Source organism: Achromobacter pestifer (assembly GCF_902859625.1).
GTDB lineage: Bacteria > Pseudomonadota > Gammaproteobacteria > Burkholderiales > Burkholderiaceae_B > Achromobacter > Achromobacter pestifer.
This window is the reverse complement of the sequence record NZ_CADIJX010000002.1, coordinates 554,434-573,180: the sequence shown is the minus strand read 5'-3', so window position 1 is coordinate 573,180 and position 18,747 is coordinate 554,434. Positions and strand designations below refer to the sequence as shown.

General features: G+C 65.0%; 6 protein-coding genes. 3 read left to right on the top strand and 3 right to left on the bottom strand.

Annotation, left to right across the window (positions count from 1 at the left end):
- Positions 1-8 precede the first annotated feature (8 nt).
- From HV753_RS09370 to HV753_RS09360, 3 genes are all read right to left on the bottom strand, one after another.
- On the bottom strand, positions 9-821 hold the full coding sequence (locus HV753_RS09370) for an alpha/beta fold hydrolase (protein WP_246288206.1): 813 nt from the start codon (positions 819-821) through the stop codon (positions 9-11).
- A gap of 2 nt (positions 822-823) precedes the next feature.
- On the bottom strand, positions 824-2,155 hold the full coding sequence (locus HV753_RS09365; RefSeq protein ID WP_175174177.1) for a hypothetical protein: 1,332 nt from the start codon (positions 2,153-2,155) through the stop codon (positions 824-826).
- 93 nt (positions 2,156-2,248) lie between these two features.
- A complete protein-coding gene (locus tag HV753_RS09360; protein ID WP_175174176.1) occupies positions 2,249-14,275 on the bottom strand; it encodes a polyketide synthase in 12,027 nt (4,008 codons plus the stop codon).
- A 582-nt stretch (positions 14,276-14,857) separates the two neighbouring features.
- Here HV753_RS09360 and HV753_RS09355 point away from each other — a divergent pair.
- The 3 genes from HV753_RS09355 to HV753_RS09345 all read left to right on the top strand — a co-directional run bounded on the left by HV753_RS09355 (position 14,858) and on the right by HV753_RS09345 (position 18,741).
- Positions 14,858-16,039: an acetyl-CoA acetyltransferase gene (locus HV753_RS09355; RefSeq protein ID WP_175174175.1), complete on the top strand. Its 1,182-nt coding sequence runs from the start codon at positions 14,858-14,860 to the stop codon at positions 16,037-16,039.
- 6 nt (positions 16,040-16,045) lie between these two features.
- Positions 16,046-17,581, top strand: a complete 1,536-nt coding sequence (locus HV753_RS09350) for a class I adenylate-forming enzyme family protein (RefSeq protein WP_175174174.1) — start codon at positions 16,046-16,048, stop codon at positions 17,579-17,581.
- A 65-nt stretch (positions 17,582-17,646) separates the two neighbouring features.
- The gene (locus HV753_RS09345) at positions 17,647-18,741 is read left to right on the top strand and encodes a TRAP transporter substrate-binding protein (RefSeq protein ID WP_175174173.1); all 1,095 of its coding nucleotides are present in this window, start codon (positions 17,647-17,649) and stop codon (positions 18,739-18,741) included.
- Positions 18,742-18,747 lie beyond the last annotated feature (6 nt).

Sequence of the window (18,747 nt, the reverse complement as noted above, 5' to 3'; positions counted from 1 at the left end):
ACCGGGGGTCACGCTGGCGCAGCGGCGTGCTCCCGCAGGTCTTGCAAATACGTCCCGACCCGCCTGCCAACTTTGGACAAGCCCAGGATTTCGAAGTGGCCCGCACCATCAACGATCTCCAGCGTGGAACCCGGCCATGCCCGGTGCAGCTCGTCCGCATGCGCGGGCGGCACGAAATCGTCGCTGCCACCGTGGATGACCAGCCCCGGCATATCCAGGCCGCCCGCGATGTGCCGCGGCGAATAGTCCGTCCACAGGGTCGCGCCGTAGCGGCGTTGCAGCTCGTCGCACAGCGCGGTCTCCACGTCGTGTCCAAGCTGATTGAGCTGGACGAACTTCTCGACCAGGAACCGCGTGGTGGACGGGGTGGAGATCGAGACGAAGGCATCGGCGCGAAAGCCCTGGTGCATGGCCGACAACGCCCATAGCCCGCCCAGCGAGTGGCTGACGACGGCATGGACATTGCCCAGCCGCCCGCAGACCTTGCGGATGAAGTCCCGCACCTGGACGGGATCCGTGCCCGTGCCCGCCGCCTCGCCGTGCGCCGGCACGTCGAACAACACCACTTCATAGCCCAGGTCCAGCAGTTGTTCCGCGATGGGGACCATGCTGCCCAGATGGCTATGGATGCCATGCGCCAGCACCACCGTGGGCCCGACGCCACGGCGGTAGTACTTGTAGACGCCGTCGTTCACCTTCACGGAAAACGACTGGCAGCGCCGAAGGAACGCCCGGGTGAATTCGTCGTAAGGCACCCGGGTAATGGCAAAGTACTTTTCCAGAATGGCGGCAAAGGCCGGATCTTGGCTTGGGGAGGTCATGGTCAGTTCCCCGCCATGGCCGCCAGGCACTGCTTGGCCCGCTCTGGAAGCACGTATTCGCCGTCGCGCTCGATCTGTTCGTACAGACGCTCGACCCGCTCGTAGTGGGCGTCCAGGTTCTGATCCAGCAAGTGGTGCCGGGTCTTGTTGTAGACGCCGAACTGCAAATCGGTCAGCAGTTCAAACGGATTGATGTGACCGTAGGGCTTGCCAAAGATCATCTGCAAGAACTCGTCGATGTCGTGATAGCCCAAGGCCGTCAGCAGGAACTCGATGCCGGCGCGTTTGCGCTTGGTCTGGTAGGCGCGCTCTTTGGGATCCACGATGAAATCCAGCCCGCTCGTCATGCCCGCCGGGTACTCCACTTTGGAGAAGCAGCGGAAGTCGATCGTGACGCGGTCCTCGGTGGCTTGCGGCAACGTGCTGTCCGCATGCGCGCGGTAGTTGTCGAAGAACAGCGCCTGTCCCACCTTGGAATCGCAGAACCAGCCGGAAGCGGGCTTGTCGGCGTACTTCTTTTCCCAGTATTTGGCCATCAGGAAGTCCCGCACCGTAGGCAGGTCGATCTCCGACAGCAGCCCTTCCGCGTACAGGTACAGGGCCTTGTCGATGGCCGCCCTTTCGTCTGGGTCCAGATCCATATCCAGCATCTTCATGTAGACGAAGTTCAGGTTGGGCGCTTCGACCTCGGCATCTTCAAAGATCACGAAAGGCTGGCGGGTCAACGGCGTGGGCGTCAGGGCCGTGTGGAAGCTCTTGTAGTGCTTGGGAAAGCCCAACCCCTTCTTGACCAACGACGGAATCTGCAAGGCGATGCCGCTGGCCGAGTGCGTGCCGTAGGGCTTCTTGCCCTTGGGCACCACGAAGGCGTTGACCACGGTGGTGGCCGCCAACGGGAAGTGCTCCATCACCTTGTCTTGATTGCGGTCGTAAAAGCGCTTGGCCGAAGGGATGAACAAGGCGCTGTTCTCGAACATGGTCGACAAGGGAAAGTACGTACCCACCGACGTATCCGAGAAGCTGCCCGCCACCTTGGCTTGCAGGCGCAGTTCGCGGCGCAGTTTCACCGCCAGATCCGCGTCCACATTCATCGGGATGACCCGGGTGGGCTCGGTCTCGGGGTAGAAGCAGCACGTGTTCAGCGCGCGGTTGGGCGGCAGCCGGGACGCGACGGCGTCCTTGTCCACCGTGTAGCGGTCCAGCACGCGGACCAGGTGGCGGGCATGGACACCCGCCGCTTCATTCAGGAACGTGCCCGTCTTTTGCCAAATGCCCGTGCCTTGGGCTTCAGATGACGCGGCTGCCGGATGCTCTTGCAATTCGAGGGTAGTCATTCAAATCCTCCACGGATCGTGGGAAGGGGTCTGAGGATGCCGCCCGGCGGGCAGCGCCTGCACGGCGCTGGCCAGGCGGCATGTCTAACTCGCTCAAGCCGGTTGCGACACCGGGGACATCTCCTGCGCTTGCTGCCTGGCCGGCAAAGCGGCCACGATTCTTTCCACGTAGGGCTGGACGTGCTTGCCATCCACCGGCGGGCAGGCGTAGACCGCGCCACCGAACACGTCGTCGCCCACGGGGAAGCAATCAAACATCTGCTCCAGGTCGCTCTGCACGCCCAAGCCATCCAGCACGGCTGCGATCCGGGCGATCGAACTCTTGGGATGGGCCTGCGCGTAAGCCAGCGCCTCTTCCTTCCACTGGTCGAAAGGCACGCTGCCGACCTGCACGCCCGCGCCGCGGATATGCTGGACCAAGCTGTTGAACCCTGGCGCATTGGGATTGGCAAAGTCGTAGTCCTTGCCGATCCGCTCCTGATCGCGGGTCATCACCTGGGCGATCACCCGCGCCAGGTAGTCCACCGGCAGCACGCCGCCGATGTCCGAGCCCAGCAAGGGGAAGTTCCCCATCGCAATGCAGCCTGAGATCAGGTTGTGCAGGAAGTCGCCCTTGTCCAGCCGGAAGTGGCCGCTGGCCGAACTGGCGCCCACGAACGGCAAGCGGTAGATCGAGGCCCGCGCCCCACGTCTGCGCGCGGCAGCCACCATCTGCTCGGCCATGTACTTGGAACTGAGGTAGCCGAACTCACGCTCTTCCTTGGATACCTCGTAGCCCAGGTAACGGGGCAGCGTGGCGGCAGTGGACACGAAATGCACCGCCTTGCCGCACCCACGCGAAGCTAGCCGCAGCACCTCGTGCGTACCGACCACGTTGGGCGCCAGGTAGTTGTCCAGCGGCAGCATCCAGTCGACCAGCGCGCCCGAATGGCAGATCGCGTCCACCTGGTTGGCCAACTGGTCGAACTCGTGTTCAGACAGGCCGAACAAGGGTTGGGTCAGGTCGCCGACGACCGGGTTCAGCAAGGCCGCGTATTCGGGTTTCCAGAGGTCGTACTTCTGCAAGATCTCCACTTGCCGCGCCATCGCCTTTTCCGCATCGTCCGCGCGCACCAGGCAGTACGCGATGACATTGGCGCTGAGCAGCTCGTGCAGCAGGAAGGCGCCGACAAAGCCGGTGGCCCCGGTCACGAAGACCGCTTCCGGGTCCGTTTCCATGGCCGCAACGTTGTCGAACTGCAAGTCGGGTTCCAGGAAGCCGCGTCGGGCCACCCGGTCGTCCATGCGCTTGGCGCCTGCCGCATCCTTGGGCGCCGCCCCCTCCACCGGCGCCGCCTCTTGGCTTTCCAGACCCGCCTCCGTCAGCTTTTCCAGCAGGAACTGGCTCAGCGCACGCAGGTTGGGATGGTCAAAGGCGATCTTGGCGGGCAAGGCCAGGCCCGTCATGTCTGAAAGCTGGTTACGCAGCAACACGGCCGTCAGCGAATCGATGCCGATGTCCTGTAGCGGCAAGCTGACGTCCACGTCTTCCGCCGACGCGAATTCCAGCGCCTTGGCGACTTCGGCGCGCACCGCTTCCAGTACCACGGCTTCGCGCTGTTCCACCGCGGTTTCCACCAGCAGCTTGCGCAGGCCGCTACCGCCGCCTCCCGCCCCCTGCCCGCGGGCACGGGCCGAGCGGCTGAACAGATCGCGGTACAAGGCCGGCGCCGCGCCGCCGTTGTTGTCCTCCAGCGTGCGTTGCAGGCGGCCCAGGTCCAGCGCTGCCGCCACGGCTGCCGGGGCGTCGCTCATCACGGCGGACTCGAACAGGTCCAGCGCCTCGGTCGGACCCAGCGCCTCCATGCCTTGACGGCTAAAGCGCGTCTTGTCGGCGTCGCTCAGGCGCGAGGCCATGCCCTGCCCGTCCCAGGCGCCCCATGCGACCGAGGTCGCCGCCAGGCCCTTGGCCCGGCGATGGTGCGCCAATGCGTCCAGGAAGGTGTTGGCGGCGGCATAGTTGCCCTGGCCCGGCGCTCCGGTCACGCCCGATATCGACGAGAACAGAACGAAGAAGTCCAGCGGCAGGTCCTGCGTCAGCTGATGCAGGTGCCAGGCGCCGTCCACCTTGGGTGCGAAGACCGTGTCGAAGCGCTCCGGCGTCTGGCCCGACAACATGCCGTCGTCCAGAATGCCTGCCGCGTGCACGACGCCCCGCAGCGGCCGCGCTTCGCTGAACTCGCCGACCACCGATTCCAAGCCTTGATAGTCGGCCGCGTCGCACGCCACCACCGTCGCCCGCGCCCCGAGCTCGGCCAGTTCCGCCACGAAGCTTTCCGCATCGGGCGACGTCATGCCGCTGCGCGAGGTCAGCACAAGATCCCGCACGTGGTGGTTCTGAACCAGCCACTTCGACACATAGCGGCCCAAGCCACCCAAGCCCCCGGTGACCAGCACCGCGCCATCGGGTTCGACCATGCTGCGGCGCTTCATCGGCACCAGCACGACCTTGCCCACGTGGCGGGCTTGCGCAATGAACCGCAAGGCGTCGGACGCACAATCCAGCGGGAATGTGCGCAGCGGCAAGGGCTTGAGTTTGCCTTCTGCGAACAGCGTGGCAATCGATGTCAGCATCTGCTGGATGGTTTCGACGCCCGCTTCCGGCAGGTTGTAGACCCGGTAGGTCACGCCGGGGTGGTTGGCCTCGACCCAGGTCTGGTCGCGCAGGTCGATCTTGCCCATTTCCAGGAAGCGGCCGCCCGGCTTGAGCATGGCGAAGCTTGCATCGATGAACTCGCGCGCCAGCGAATTGAGCACGATATCGAAGCTGCGGCCAGGTGCTGTCTGGGCGAATTCCTGCGCGAAGTCCAAGCTGCGCGAAGAACCGATATGGCTGTCCTCCAGTCCCAGCTTGCGCAACGCCGGCCACTTGGGCTCGCTGGCGGTGCCGTAGACCTCCGCACCGTGCAGCAAGGCCAACTGCACTGCCGCCATGCCCACCCCGCCCGCCGCCGCATGCACCAGCACGCGCTCACCGGGCTGCATATTGCCCAGTATGTGCAGGCCGTACCACGCCGTCAGGAAGGTCATGGGTATCGTGGCGGCTTCCTCGAAACTCAGGTTCTCAGGCTTGGCGACGACCTGCCGCGCATCCACCACGATGGACGAGCCGAACGCACCGCGCGCCAAGCCCAGCACCGGATCCCCGGGTTTCAGGTGCTTCACGGCGCTGCCCACTTCGGTCACGACACCGGCGAATTCCAGGCCCAGCGCAGGAATCTCCACCATCCCCAGCGCGTTCAGCACATCCAGGAAATTCACGCCGGTGGCTTTCACCGCCGCTCGGATCTCGCCCGCAGCCAGCGGTTCGTCCACCACCGTCTTCACCGACAAGGGCTGGTCCAAACGGCCCTTGGTGGCGATTTCCAGGCGCCAATTACCGTCGGCCGGCAAGGCCAGCCCGGCGGTCGACGGCGCCTTCTTCAGCCGCGCCGCCAGGATCTTGCCGCCGCGCACCGCGCACTCCGGCTCACCTTCCAGCGCCAAGGCGGCCGCCAGCGGATCCATCCCCGCCGCGTGCTCACCCAAGTCGATGATGCGCAGGTTCAGCTCGGGGTGTTCGTTGCGCGCGGTGCGCAGCAACCCCCACAAGGGACTGATGCCCAGATCGGCCACCGGGTCATCGCTGCTGGTGCCCACGGCGCCGCGCGTCACCCAGATCATGGGTTTGGCGAATCCGGCCAGCGCCAGTTCCTGCACTTGCAGCAACGCGACGGAGGCATAGCGGTGGGATTGGTCCACCACTTGCTTGTCCGCGCCCCACAGCTGGATCACCCCATCGCAGGCTTCCGCCTCGTTCAGCTGAGAGATGTCGATGATCTGCGCCCCGGCCTGTGCCAAGCGCGTGCGGACCTCGTCCGCCCAAGCGGTGTCGGCGCCGCCCATCAGCCCCCACGTACCGCCGAACACGGCCTCGGGCGCCTCAACCGGCTGCCACTCCATCCTGAAGAGATAGCGGTCCACCCCGGCGGATGCCAGGCGGCGCAACGCCGCGCGGTCGATTCGGCGGGCATGCAGACGGTGCAGCCGGCCCACGTGTTCGCCCGTGGCGTCATACAGATCCAGCGACGCCCAGAACTCGCCCTCGCCCATCTCAAATTCCGCCACACGCACCCACAATTCAGCCAAGCCGTCCTTCCAGACCGACAGGCGTTCGGCCTCGAACGGCACGAATACATCGTCGCCCACCTGATCCTTCAAGCGCTGCGTCAGCAGCAGCGAATGCATGGACGAATCCAACAGCGCGGGATGCAGGCCGTAGCGGATAGCCGACGGGGCGGCAGCCTCCGGCAGCGCCACACGCGCCCATACGTCACCATCCACATGCCAGGCCGCGGTGATGCCCTGGAAGGTCGGGCCGTAGCCGTAGCCCAGCTCGTGCAGGTCTTGATAAAGCGCGGTCACATCGATGGGGTCGCCATCCGGCGGCGGCAGTTGCGCCGCCTCGCGGCGCTCGGTCTGCGCAGGCACCAGCTTGCCTTCCGCATGCAACTGCCAATCCGCATCCTCGTCGGATTCGGGCGAACTGTATACATGCACCGTGCGCACACCGGCCGACTCGGCGCCCACCGTGATCTGCATGCGCAGGGGCGCCCCTGGGGTCAGCACCATGGGTGCCAGGATGATCACGTCGGCCAGGTCCCACTGGCCCTTGATGTGCTTGCCCGCCGCGCGCATGGCTTCGAAGAACGCCGTGCCGGGCATCAGCACGGCGTCCATCACTTGGTGCTCCTGCACCCAAGCCGGTTCGTCATCGGCCACCACCGTCGTGAACATCGTCAAGTCGGTGCCGGCGATCCGCACGCCACCGCCCAACAATTGGTGGTCCGCGTCATTCAGCCCCGCGCCAACCGCGCGCGTAGGCATGGGTTCCAGCCAATAGCGTTCACGCTGGAACGCATAGCAAGGCAGCTTCACGCGGTCACCGCCATATGGGGCGAAGAAGCCGCGCCAGTTGACCGGCGCACCCAGCACGTGCAGTTCGGCCAGGCCTTTCTGCATCGTCAGGGCCTCATCCTTGGCCGGATTGATGGACGTCACCCAAGCCACGGGACCATCGTCAGCCAGGCAAGCCGCGCCCATGCCGGCCAGGACCGGCTGCGGACCCAGCTCCAGGAAGGTGTTGACGCCCTGTTCGTAGAGGGTGCGCATGCCGGCGTTGAAGCGCACGGCCTGACGCGCCTGCTGCACCCAATATTCCGGCTGCGTCATCTCGCCGCTCTTGGCCAGCACGCCGGTCAGGCTGCTGACCAGCATCAGCTTGGGCGCGACGAAGCTCAGCGATTCGGCCACCTGGCGGAACTCCTCCAGCATGGGTTCCAGCAGATGAGAGTGGAACGCATGCGAGACTTCCAGTCGCTTGGCCTTGCGTTGCAGCGTCTTGAAGTGCGCCACCACACGCTCGATGCTTTCGATATCGCCCGACACCACCGTCTGCTGCGGCGCATTCAGGCCTGCCAGGGAAACCCTGGCGCCCAGGTCCAGCGCCGCCAACGCGGCCTCGGCTTCGGCGCCGCTGGCTTCAAGCGAGGCCATGCCACCGCCCGCGGGCAGGGCCTGCATGAGACGGCCCCGTGCGGCGACCAACCGGCAAGCATCGTCCAGGTCGAATACCCCCGCCACGTGCGCGGCGGCGATCTCGCCGATGCTGTGTCCCAGCAGCAGGTCCGGCTGCACGCCCCAGCTTTCCCAAACGCGCCACAACGCCACTTCCAGCGCAAAGAGCGCGGGCTGGGTGAAGTCGGTGCGGTTGAGCAATGCGGCGTCGGCGCTGCCCGCTTGCGCGAACATGACCTCCAGCAAAGGCTTCTCCAACGAGGTGAAACGCTGTGCGATGTCGTCCAGCGCCTGCTTGAACACCGGATTCGACTGATACAGACCATGTCCCATGCCGGGCAGTTGGCTGCCCTGGCCGGTGAACAGCAACGCCAGGCGGCATTCCTTGTCGCGGTCTTCCGCCGTGCTGACGGCGCCCGCCGGCAACTCACCGGTGCGGCCATACGCGGCCAGCGAATCCAGAAGATCGGACTTGCCCTTGGCGAACACCACCAGCCGCTTGCGGAAATGCGTGCGGGAGGTCGCCAGCGAGTACGCCACATCCAGGAAGCGGTCCTGAATGTTCATGCCCATGTGCAGGTGCAGCTTGTCTGCCTGTGCGCGCAACGCAGGCACGGTGAAGCCCGACAGTACGAAAGGCAGGGTCTCGGGCGGCGCGACCAACTTGGAGGTCTTGACCGCTGCTGTGGATTTGGGCGGCTCTTCCACGATGACGTGCGCGTTCGTGCCGCCAATGCCGAAAGAACTGACGCCTGCCCGACGCGGACGTTCGCCAGGCAGCCACGGCTGCTCCTGCTGCACCAGCGCCATCTGGGCTGCCGCCCAATCCACGGCAGGCGTGGGTTCGACCACATGCAGCGTGATGGGCAGCTTGTCGTGATGCATGGCCAGCACGGCCTTCATGACGCCGGCCAACCCCGCCGCCGCCTGGGTGTGGCCCAGGTTCGACTTGACGGAACCCACCCACAGCGGCTTGTCCGTCGTGTGGCTGCCCCCGAAAACGTCGGCCAGCCCATTGGCCTCGATCGGGTCGCCGAGCTTGGTGCCCGTGCCGTGCGCTTCCAGATAATCGATGTCCGCAGGCTTCAGCCCCGACATGGACAATGCCTGACGGATCACCCGCTGTTGCGCGGGGCCGCTGGGCGTGGTCAGGCTGGCGCTATGGCCGGCATGGTTCACGGCGGTGCCGCGCAGCACGGCCAGGATCGGGTCGCCGTCTCGCTGCGCGTCCGACAAACGCTTGAGCACCACCACGGCCGCGCCCTCGCTCCAGCCGGTACCGTCGGTGTTGGACGAGAACGACTTGCAGCGACCATCCGGCGACATGCCTCGCAGCCGGCTGAATTCCACGTGCAGGTCGGGCGACAGCATCAGCGTCACGCCAGCCGCCACCGCCAGGTCGCATTCCCCCTGGCGCAAGGCATTGCACGCCAAGTGGGTCGTGACCAGCGACGACGAGCACGCCGTGTCCACCGTCATGCTGGGCCCCTCAAGCCCCAACACATACGACACCCGGCCAGACATGGTGCTGCCGGCCGAACCCGTGCCGACGTAGCCATCCAGGTCGGCCAGGCCTCCCGCCAGCGCCAGGCCATACTCGTGATAGCCCTTGCCGATGCCGATGAAGACGCCCGTCTGGCTACCGCGCAGCTGGTCCATCGAATAGCCGGCCAGCTCGATCGCCTCTGAGGTCACTTCCAGCATCATGCGTTGGGCCGGGTCCAGCGCCCGGGCCTCGCGCGGAGAAATGCCGAAGAACGGCGCGTCGAACAGGTCGATCGGCGTGACGAAGCCTCCGCGCATGCAGTAGGACTTGCCGCGCGCGTCGGGGTCCGCGTCATAGATGGCCGCGGCATCCCAGCGTTCCTTGGGCACCTCGACAATGCCGTCGCCGCCCCGCTCCAGCAAGGTCCACAGGTCTTCGGCGCTGTTCACGTTGCCCGGCAAGCGGCACGCCATCGACACGATGGCAATGGGTTCGTCGGCCAGCGCATTGCGGCGCTTGGGCGTATTAAGCGCCGCGACCTTCTTGTTACCCGCCAGATAGGCCGCCAGGTCCTTGATGGTGAAGTGCTCGTACAGGGTCGACGTCGACACATTGCGGCCCAGCAGCTTTTGCAGCTCGGCCTGCACCCGCACCACACGCAGGGAATTTCCGCCAATCTTGAAGAAACTGTCGTTGATGCCGATGCGGTCGTGCCCCAGCACGTCGGCCCACACCGCCTGAAGCTGCTGCTCCAGTTCGTTGGTGGGTTGCACCGCCGGCTCCAGCATCACCTCGGTCGGTTCCGGCAAGGCCTTGCGGTCTATCTTGCCGTTGGGCGTCAGCGGAAACTCGTCAAGTTCCACGAAGAAGTCCGGGATCATGTATCCGGGCAAGCGCGTTTCCAGCCATGGCCGCAGCACTCGTTGCAAGACCGGCCGCGGCGGCGCCCCGGCGGTGGGCTGGTTGGCGAACTGCGACAGCGCGTCGCGGTCCATGGGCCTTGCGGCCTGCCAGGTGAAATCTGGCTGCGCGCCCGGCTTCCAGAACACCGCGTCGAACGCCCAGATATCGCGTTCGCGGCTGGGCAGCATCCGCATCTGGTAGCCCGCCGCCTCGGCCGCTTGCTTCAGGTCGCGCGGGTCCACCCACTGACCAGGGCCCGCCGCTGGCTTGACGCTCAGCACATGCCCCACCCGCTGCTGCACATCCGCCAACCGGCCGTTGGGAATATTGGCAACGGTCAGCTGCTTGTCTCCCTTGGCCAAGCGCTTGGCCAGCGCCGGCAGGTCAAGCCGGTCCTTCTTCCAATCCTGCGCCGCCATGGCCTGCGGCTTGCCGCGCGCAGAGGCAGGCACGGACACGCCGATGTGCAGTGTCACGTCATAACGGAAGCGCGTCATTTCATTGACGTAGCCGCCATCGCGCAACGCCACTTCAACCCGGGTGATTTGCGGGTATGCCGTGGGCAGATTGGCGAAAAACTCGGGCGACAGCACCAGCTCGCGCTCAGACCGCAGCGCACGCTGAACACGACGGTTCAATTCGTCGGCAGACAGGCTGCACAAACCTTGGAAGTTGGCGACATCGGCATGGAAGGCCTCCAGCAACGACAGATCCCGCACGTCGCCAATGAAGATTCGGCCCTGGGTCACGGCCTTCGTCGCCCAGTCCAGCACCGACAGCAGATACCCGGCATTGGGGAAATACTGCGCCACGGAATTGATGACCACGGTGTCGAAGCTGCCCGGCTCCACATCGGGCAGATCACTGGCCAGACGATGTTCGCAAGAGGCCTGCGGCAAGCCCGAAAGATGGCGGTTCGTTTTTTCCACCGCTTGGCTGGAGGCGTCGATGGCCCGATATTGACTCACCTTGGGCGCCACCCCGAACAACACCAGGCCCGTGCCGGACCCGATCTCGAAAACACGCTCGGGCGCGTTCGACAAAATGCGGTCCACGGTGCTCTTCTGCCAATCCCGCATCTCGTCCGCCGAAAACGGCAAGCCGTCATAGCTGTTGTACCAGCCGGCGGTGTTGAAACTGGGGTCGGCAGCGCCCGGTTCGTAGGCGCGGTCCCAGACGTCGCGCCACTCGGTCACGGCGGTATTTTCAGCGCGGCGGTCCTGCACGGCGCCAGAGGGCGCGGAATTGCGCAGGCAATAGGCAACCAATTGATCGTTGCGGCCCACCACCACGGCGCGGCTGATGTCCTCGTGGCTGGCCACCGTGTCCTCGACTTCGCCCAGTTCAATGCGGAAGCCCCGCAGCTTGATCTGGCCGTCGTTGCGGCCTAGCACCACCAGCTTTCCGGGCTCTTTGAAGCAGGCCAGGTCGCCCGTGCGGTACAGCGACCCCGGCGCAAACGGATTGGGACCGAACTGCGCGCGGGTCTGCGCCGCGTCCTTGTGGTAGCCGCGCGCCACGCCCGCGCCGCCGATGCACAATTCACCGGGAAAGCCCGCAGGCACCAACGAGAGATTCGCGTCCAGCACATACAACTGCGTGTTGGCGATGGGTTTGCCGATGACGATGTCTTCGCCCGGACGCACCTGCCACACGCTGGACCACACGGTGGTTTCCGTTGGACCGTACATGTTCCAAACCGACTCGGCCCGGGCCAGCAGCTCGTCCGCCAGCTGGCGCGGCAAGGCTTCGCCGCCACATAGGATGCGCTTGAGCGATGAGGCGCCCTGCTGCCATCCCGATTGCAGCAATAGCTGCCAGGTGGTGGGCGTGGCCTGCATCATCGTCACGGCGTGACGCTGCATCAGCGCCAGCAGCGTCTGTCCGTCCATGCTCTCCTGCTGGCGCGCGATGACCACGCTGGCGCCGCTGATCAACGGCAGGAACAGCTCCAGCGCGGCAATGTCGAACGAAATGGTCGTCACGGCCAACAGGCTGTCCGCGGCATCGCAACCCGGCTCCGTGCGCATGGACAAGAGGAAATTGCCCAGCGCGCCGTGCGTGACTTCCACGCCTTTGGGTTTGCCCGTTGAGCCGGAGGTGAAGATGACATAAGCCAAGTCTTCGGCCTGAGCCGAACTCGGCGGATTGGCCGAATCGGCCTCCGCGTCCGCCAGCGCCGCGTCGATATCCAGACAGCGGTCAGCCCAGGCACGCAGGCCCGACGTCCGCGCGGCCGGCGGTGCGATCAGCAACGCGGGCTGGGCGGCCTCCAGCATCTGCCGGATCCGTTCGGCCGGAAAATCCATGTCGACCGGCACATAGGCGGCGCCGGACTTCAGCACCGCAAGCAGCGCCACCACCATATCGATGGACCGATCCAGGCAAACGCCCACCAGTTGGCCACGCTTCACGCCTTTCTGGCGCAATGCGCTGGCCAGCCGATTGGCGGCGGCGTTCAGCTCACCATAGGACATTTCCTGGTCAGCGCATCGCAATGCCACCCGGCTCTCATGCTGCGCGGCGGCCTGTTCAAACAGTTGATGAACCACGGCGCCCAACGCGGCTTCGTTGCCCGTGTTGTTAAAGGTCTCCAGCAGTGCCTGCTTCTCGCTTGCGGGCAGCGCATCCAGCTCTCCCGGCGTCAGACTGGCGGCATCGGGCAGGCGACGGCACCAATCCGCCCATTGCGCGGCCAATTGCGCCGCCGTCCGGCGGGTGATTTTCCTGGGATTGAAATGCAGTTCAAACGCATCACTGCCCGGCAATACGACGAACTCCAGCGCGGGGCGCGCTTCGTCCGAGGCGTAGCTTGCGGGCACCTTGCTCGACACCAGCACGTCCGGCGTCAGTTCGCCCCGCTGGAAGCGCCCTGCCAGCCCGGCATCGCGGCCGATCAAGTCGCGGCGGATCAGACCGTGGGCGCACGAGTCGCGCAGGGTCTTGGCGATGATCTCCAGGTTCCGGGACACGGACGCAGCCGGGTCCACCTGCACCAACAGGGGCGTCCAGGCGCAGAACACATCGCGGTATTCCGGCGCCACGTCCGCGCACGCTGCCGCGATCGCCACATGTACGTCGGTCACGCCCGACGCGCGGGCCAGAAATGTGCACAAGCCGCCTACGGCCTGCTCGACGAACGCCTGCTCCTGGTCGCGTCCCTTGGGCGCGGCGGGCAGCTTGCCCACAATGGGCGCCGTATTGATTTCGGGCGATGCCGGCCGCGAATACGGCAGGCGATATGGCTGATAGGCAGCCAGTTGTCCGCGCCAGAATGCCGTCGCTTCGGACGCGGCCGATCCCGCCACCGTGACTTGCGCGCGTGCCGGCTCATCGGCCGACGCCAGGCTCGCGCCCGCTTGCAAGCTGCCGGCGTTCACCAGGTCGGCCAACGAAACATCCGCACCTTCCAGCGTGCATAGGGATTCCAGGCGGATTGCCCGGTTGCCGGTGGCAATGCTTGCGCCATTGGCGTCGACAGCAAGCACGTCGCCCGGCGTGGCGCCGGCGGCACGGGCGCCAATACTGGCCTTGCGCACCGCCAGGATACGGTCGTCGATCAGCACCTTGGGCCAGACCAACGGGCTGCTGAAGGGGCCGTTGTCTGTGGCGCGTACCAGCGCGGCAATCTGTTCCGCGTCCTGGTTCCAGTCAATCAGGCCTTCGGCCGAAATCTGCGAGTGCCGGGAAAAGTAGCGGCGGCGGGACAAGTCCTGCGGGGTTTCCTGTTCACGACCGGCAGCCAGGTCATCAACCAGCGTGCCAAAACTCTGAATGGCGGTCTCGTCGCATTTCAAGCCCAGCGACAATGCCGTATCCGTCGATTCGATCGGCACCGGCATGCGCTTCAAGATGCTGCCGCCGTCAATGATCTCGCCAATACGATGCCAGGTAATGGCGTAGTCAGTGGCGCGGTCATGTACCGCCCACGCCGGCACATGCAGGCCCGAGTATTCCGGCAGCGGACCATAGTGATAGTTGATGCTCATGCGCCGGGCGCGTTTGAGCAGGGAATCGGGGATCACCGAGTAATTCCCGATGCTAAAGAGGATGTCGGCCGAGAACTGGGACTCAAGCTTGACCGCATCGCTCAGGCTGTACTGCTGAATGCCTGCCTTGGCAGCCCATGAACGCACTATCAAGTCCGATGAAATCACTGCCTGTATGCGGTGCCCCTTCGCCATCAGCACTTCGCCGCAACGAACCAGAACACTCCCGTCTCCAACCAAAAGCGATACGAAACTCGTCATGATCTTATCTTCCTTTGAAGGACTACTCTGACCTTGGCGGCAGCACTTATTTCTTCTAATCCATTGCTTGCCGCCAGCGTGCTCGCGTCGACGAATTCTTATACAGATGATTCCAAATTTCCAGATACCTCACGGCGCCGAACACGTACGTTCACGGCCAATATTCGATTCAAAAATTCGCTTATTCATACGTTGTTCATGATGGCGAATCCAGCCCAAAAATGATGCTGATCATTTTCTCTGAAAGCCCCTGAATACGGGCTTCTTCACGTTATTTTCCCGACAGAAAACTGCCAAATTTCGATCTATTTTTTTGGCTTATTTCCACCTTGAAATCAGTACGTACGTGGACAGGCTGACGGCACCGAACTACGTATTCGCATACGTGGATGCACGTATAGAGATACGTACTTGCAACGCCCTACACTTAGTTCGCATAAGCACACCGCAGCGCAAGGGGAGAGACACATGTTCGATGACACGGGCGTTTCGATCGTGGGCAGCGGCCATACGCCGTTTGGCCGGTTGGATGCATTGAATCTTGAGCAGCTCATCGTGATGGCCGCGAAAGAGGCGATCGAAGACGCTGGGGTCGATCCCGCCGAGATCGACGCGGTGTACCTGGGGCATTTCAACGCGGGACTGGTGCCCGACGCTTTCGCCTCATCCCTGGTTCATCAGGCGCATCCCGCCTTGCGCTTCAAGCCCGCCACCCGATGCGAGAACGCCTGTGCTTCCGGCTCCGCAGCCATCCATGCGGGGCTGCGCGCCATCCAGTCCGGCGCCGCTCGCACGGTGCTGGTGATCGGCGTGGAGAAGATGACCTCGCGCACCACGCCCGAAGTCACCGAGGCCCTGGCCTGCGCCGGGTACAAGAACGATCCGCTTGAAAGTGCATTGAGCTTTCCGCAGCAGTTCGCCCGACTGGCCGATGAATACGCCGCGCGCTATCACGACCCCCTGCCCGTCATGGCCACCATCGCCGCGAAAAATCACGCCAACGCCCTTCGCAACCCGCTGGCGCAATTGCGGCGCGAATTGGATGCGGCGTTCTGCAACACGGTGTCGGAGCGCAACCCCATGATCGCGCCGCCCTTGCGCATGACCGACTGTTCCCCGATCAGCGATGGCGCAGCCGCGGTCATCATGACCTCCGAGCACCATGCCCCCCGGTATGCGCGGCAGGTCCGCGTTCGCTCTGCCACGCACGTCAGCGACATACTGCCGCTGGACGGCCGCGACCTGCTCGCCTTCGAAGGGCCGCACCGCGCCATGCAGCGCGCCTATGCAGACGCCGGCATCTCCGTGCAAGACCTGGATTTCGCCGAGGTGCACGACTGCTTCACCATCGCCGAACTGCTGATCTACGAAGCCATGGGACTGGCCGCGGCCGGCCAGGGTCATCGCGTACTGGACGAAGGCACGGTGCAGCGCGGTGGCGGCCTGCCCGTCAATCTGTCGGGCGGGCTCAAGGCCAAGGGGCACCCCGTGGGCGCAACGGGCGTATCCATGCATGCCCTGGCCTACCGCCAGCTCACGGGCCGAGCCGGCGACATGCAATGCCCTGGCGCCGAACTCGGACTCGTATTCAACATGGGTGGCATGGCCGTGGCGAACTACGCCTCGGTACTTGAAGCCGTACGAGCATAGCGCGCGATGAATATCGCCAACTGGTTGCAGGCCGCCGCCCTGGAGCACGGGTCCCGGCCGGCCCTATTCACGGGCCTGCGGTTGCATGCGAGCTACCGCGACTTCGCCCGCCGTGCCGCGGCGCTGGCTGACTGGCTGCATCGCGAACACCGCGTGGCGGCGGGTGACCGCGTGGCCCTGTTCGCCCGCAACCGCGCCGAGTATCTGGAATTACTGTACGCGGCATGGTGGTTGGGCGCGGTGGTGGTGCCCATCAATCCCAAGCTGCACGCCAAGGAAGTCGGTTGGATCGCCGAGAACGCCGGGGCCAGCGTCCTCTTCACCGACCGCTTGCATGACCTGCCGGCGGAATATCTGCCCGCCGGCTGTCATCACCTGGAAATCGACGGCCCCGACTACGCGGCTGCCTGCCAGACACCCGGCCCCTGGGCGCCGCCCGCGCCGCTTGCCGCGGACGCACTGGCCTGGCTGTTCTATACCTCGGGCACGACGGGCCGGCCCAAGGGCGTGATGCTCAGCCACCGGAACCTCGTGGCCATGGGGTTGTGCTATTCGGTGGACGTGGAAACCGTGGAGCCGGGAGACGGCATGCTGTATGCCGCCCCCATGTCGCACGGCGCGGGGCTCTACCACGTGCTGTACGTGCGCAAAGCGGCGCGGCACATCGTGCCCGAGTCCCGCGGTTTCGAGCCCGCCGAGATTCTGGCGCTGGCCGAGCAGACCGGCCCCCTGTCGCTGTTCGCGGCGCCCACCATGATCAAGCGCCTGGTCGAACAGGCGCGCGCCAGCGGCGGCGACGGCCGTGGCATCAAGACCATCATCTACGGCGGCGCCCCGATGTATCTCGCCGACCTGGAAGAAGCGCTGACCGTGTTGGGACAACGCTTCGTGCAGATCTACGGCCAGGGCGAAAGCCCCATGACCATCACCGCGCTATCACGCGAAGTGATCGCCGACGCCGCGCATCCTGAACGCGCGGCACGCCTGGCATCGGTGGGCACCGCCCAAAGCTGCATGGAACTGCGTGTGGTCGACGCCGCTCTGCAATCCGTGCCCTTCTGTACCGAAGGCGAGGTGCTGGTGCGTGGCAACGCCGTCATGCAAGGGTATTGGCGCAACGCGCCCGCCACTGCCGAAACACTGGTGGACGGCTGGTTGCGCACGGGCGATATCGGGCGGCTGGACCAGGCGGGCTTCTTGACGCTGACTGACCGCAGCAAAGACGTGATCATCTCCGGCGGCTCCAACATCTACCCCCGGGAAGTCGAGGAAACGCTGGCACGCCACCCCGGCGTGCGCGAAGTCGCGGTAGTGGGAGCACCCAGCGCGCAATGGGGCGAAGAAGTCGTCGCGTTCGTGGTGTCCCGCCCTGGCGCGACGCTTGTGCCCGAAGAACTCGATGCGTGGTGCCGCAGCGAAATCGCCTCGTTCAAGAAGCCCAAACGCTACGTCTTTCACGAAGAGCTGCCCAAGAACAGCTACGGAAAGATTCTGAAGACCGCATTGCGAGAAGCGCTGCGGCTCGCTGAATCCACCGGCTAGGGCGCTTCGATGCCCGGCCCATTCACCGGCGGAATCACACGCCGGAATCCCCCAAGGAGGAGAGCATGAGAAGACGCGATTTCATCAAGACGGCGGCCATTCTGGCCAGCGCTTCGGCGCCGGCCATCTGGACGGGCCGGGCCGCGGCAGCCGCCAAGCCGATCACGATCAAGTTCGACAGCTACATCAGCGAGACCGCGGGACCGTCCCGGCTGGATGACTGGTATCTCAAGCAACTGGAGACCCGGACCAACGGCGCCGTCAAAGTCCGCCGATACTGGGCGCAATCGCTGAACAAGGTCGGCGAACACCTGTCCGCCGTGCGCGACGGCACGTCGGAAATGTCGCTCATCTCTCCGGGCTACTACCAGTCGCAGCTGCCCGTCACCCGAGGGCTGGAATGGTACTACCGCATGCAGCGTTCGGACGCGCTGCAATGGCTGTGCCGTGACGTCTATGCCGAATACCAGCCACTGCGCGACGAATGGGAACGCCGCTACAACAGCAAGGTTCTCTATTGGACCAACTGGTACTACGCACCGTTGGTCACCCGTCAGCCCATCCGATCCATCGAAGACCTGCGCGGCAAGCGCATCCGTGGTTATGGCGCTGCCAACGAAGTCATCGAACGCTTGGGCGGCACCGCCGTTCCCATGGCCGCGCCCGAGGTCTACACCGCGCTGGAGCGCGGGGTGCTGGATGGCGTCTACGGCTTCGACTTCATCACCGCCGTGGCTTACAAGCTGCACGAGATCGCCCCGTACTTCACCGATATCGGCGACGGCCCGCACGGGCCGGCCGCGACCATCCTGAATGCCCGCACCTGGAATAACTATCCCGATCCGGTCAAGCAGGTCAGCGACGAAATCGTCAGCGAGATCTATGGCGGCAAGTATGCGCAGATCTATGATGCCGCCGCGCGCCAGTACGTGAAGACCGCCAAGGCCGAGGGCGCGAAGTTCTCGTCGCTGCCTCAATCGGAAAAGGACCGGGCCCGGGCGCTCGTGCAGCCGGCGCAGACCAACGGCTGGGAGGAAAGGGTCGCCAAGCCCGCAGGGGTGGATGGTCCGGCGATGCAGGCGTTGATCAATGCGGGAATAAGCAAGTACGACACGCAAGGCACGCTGAAGCGTTTCGACGAATTGGCCGCCGAAGCCTGACCCTCC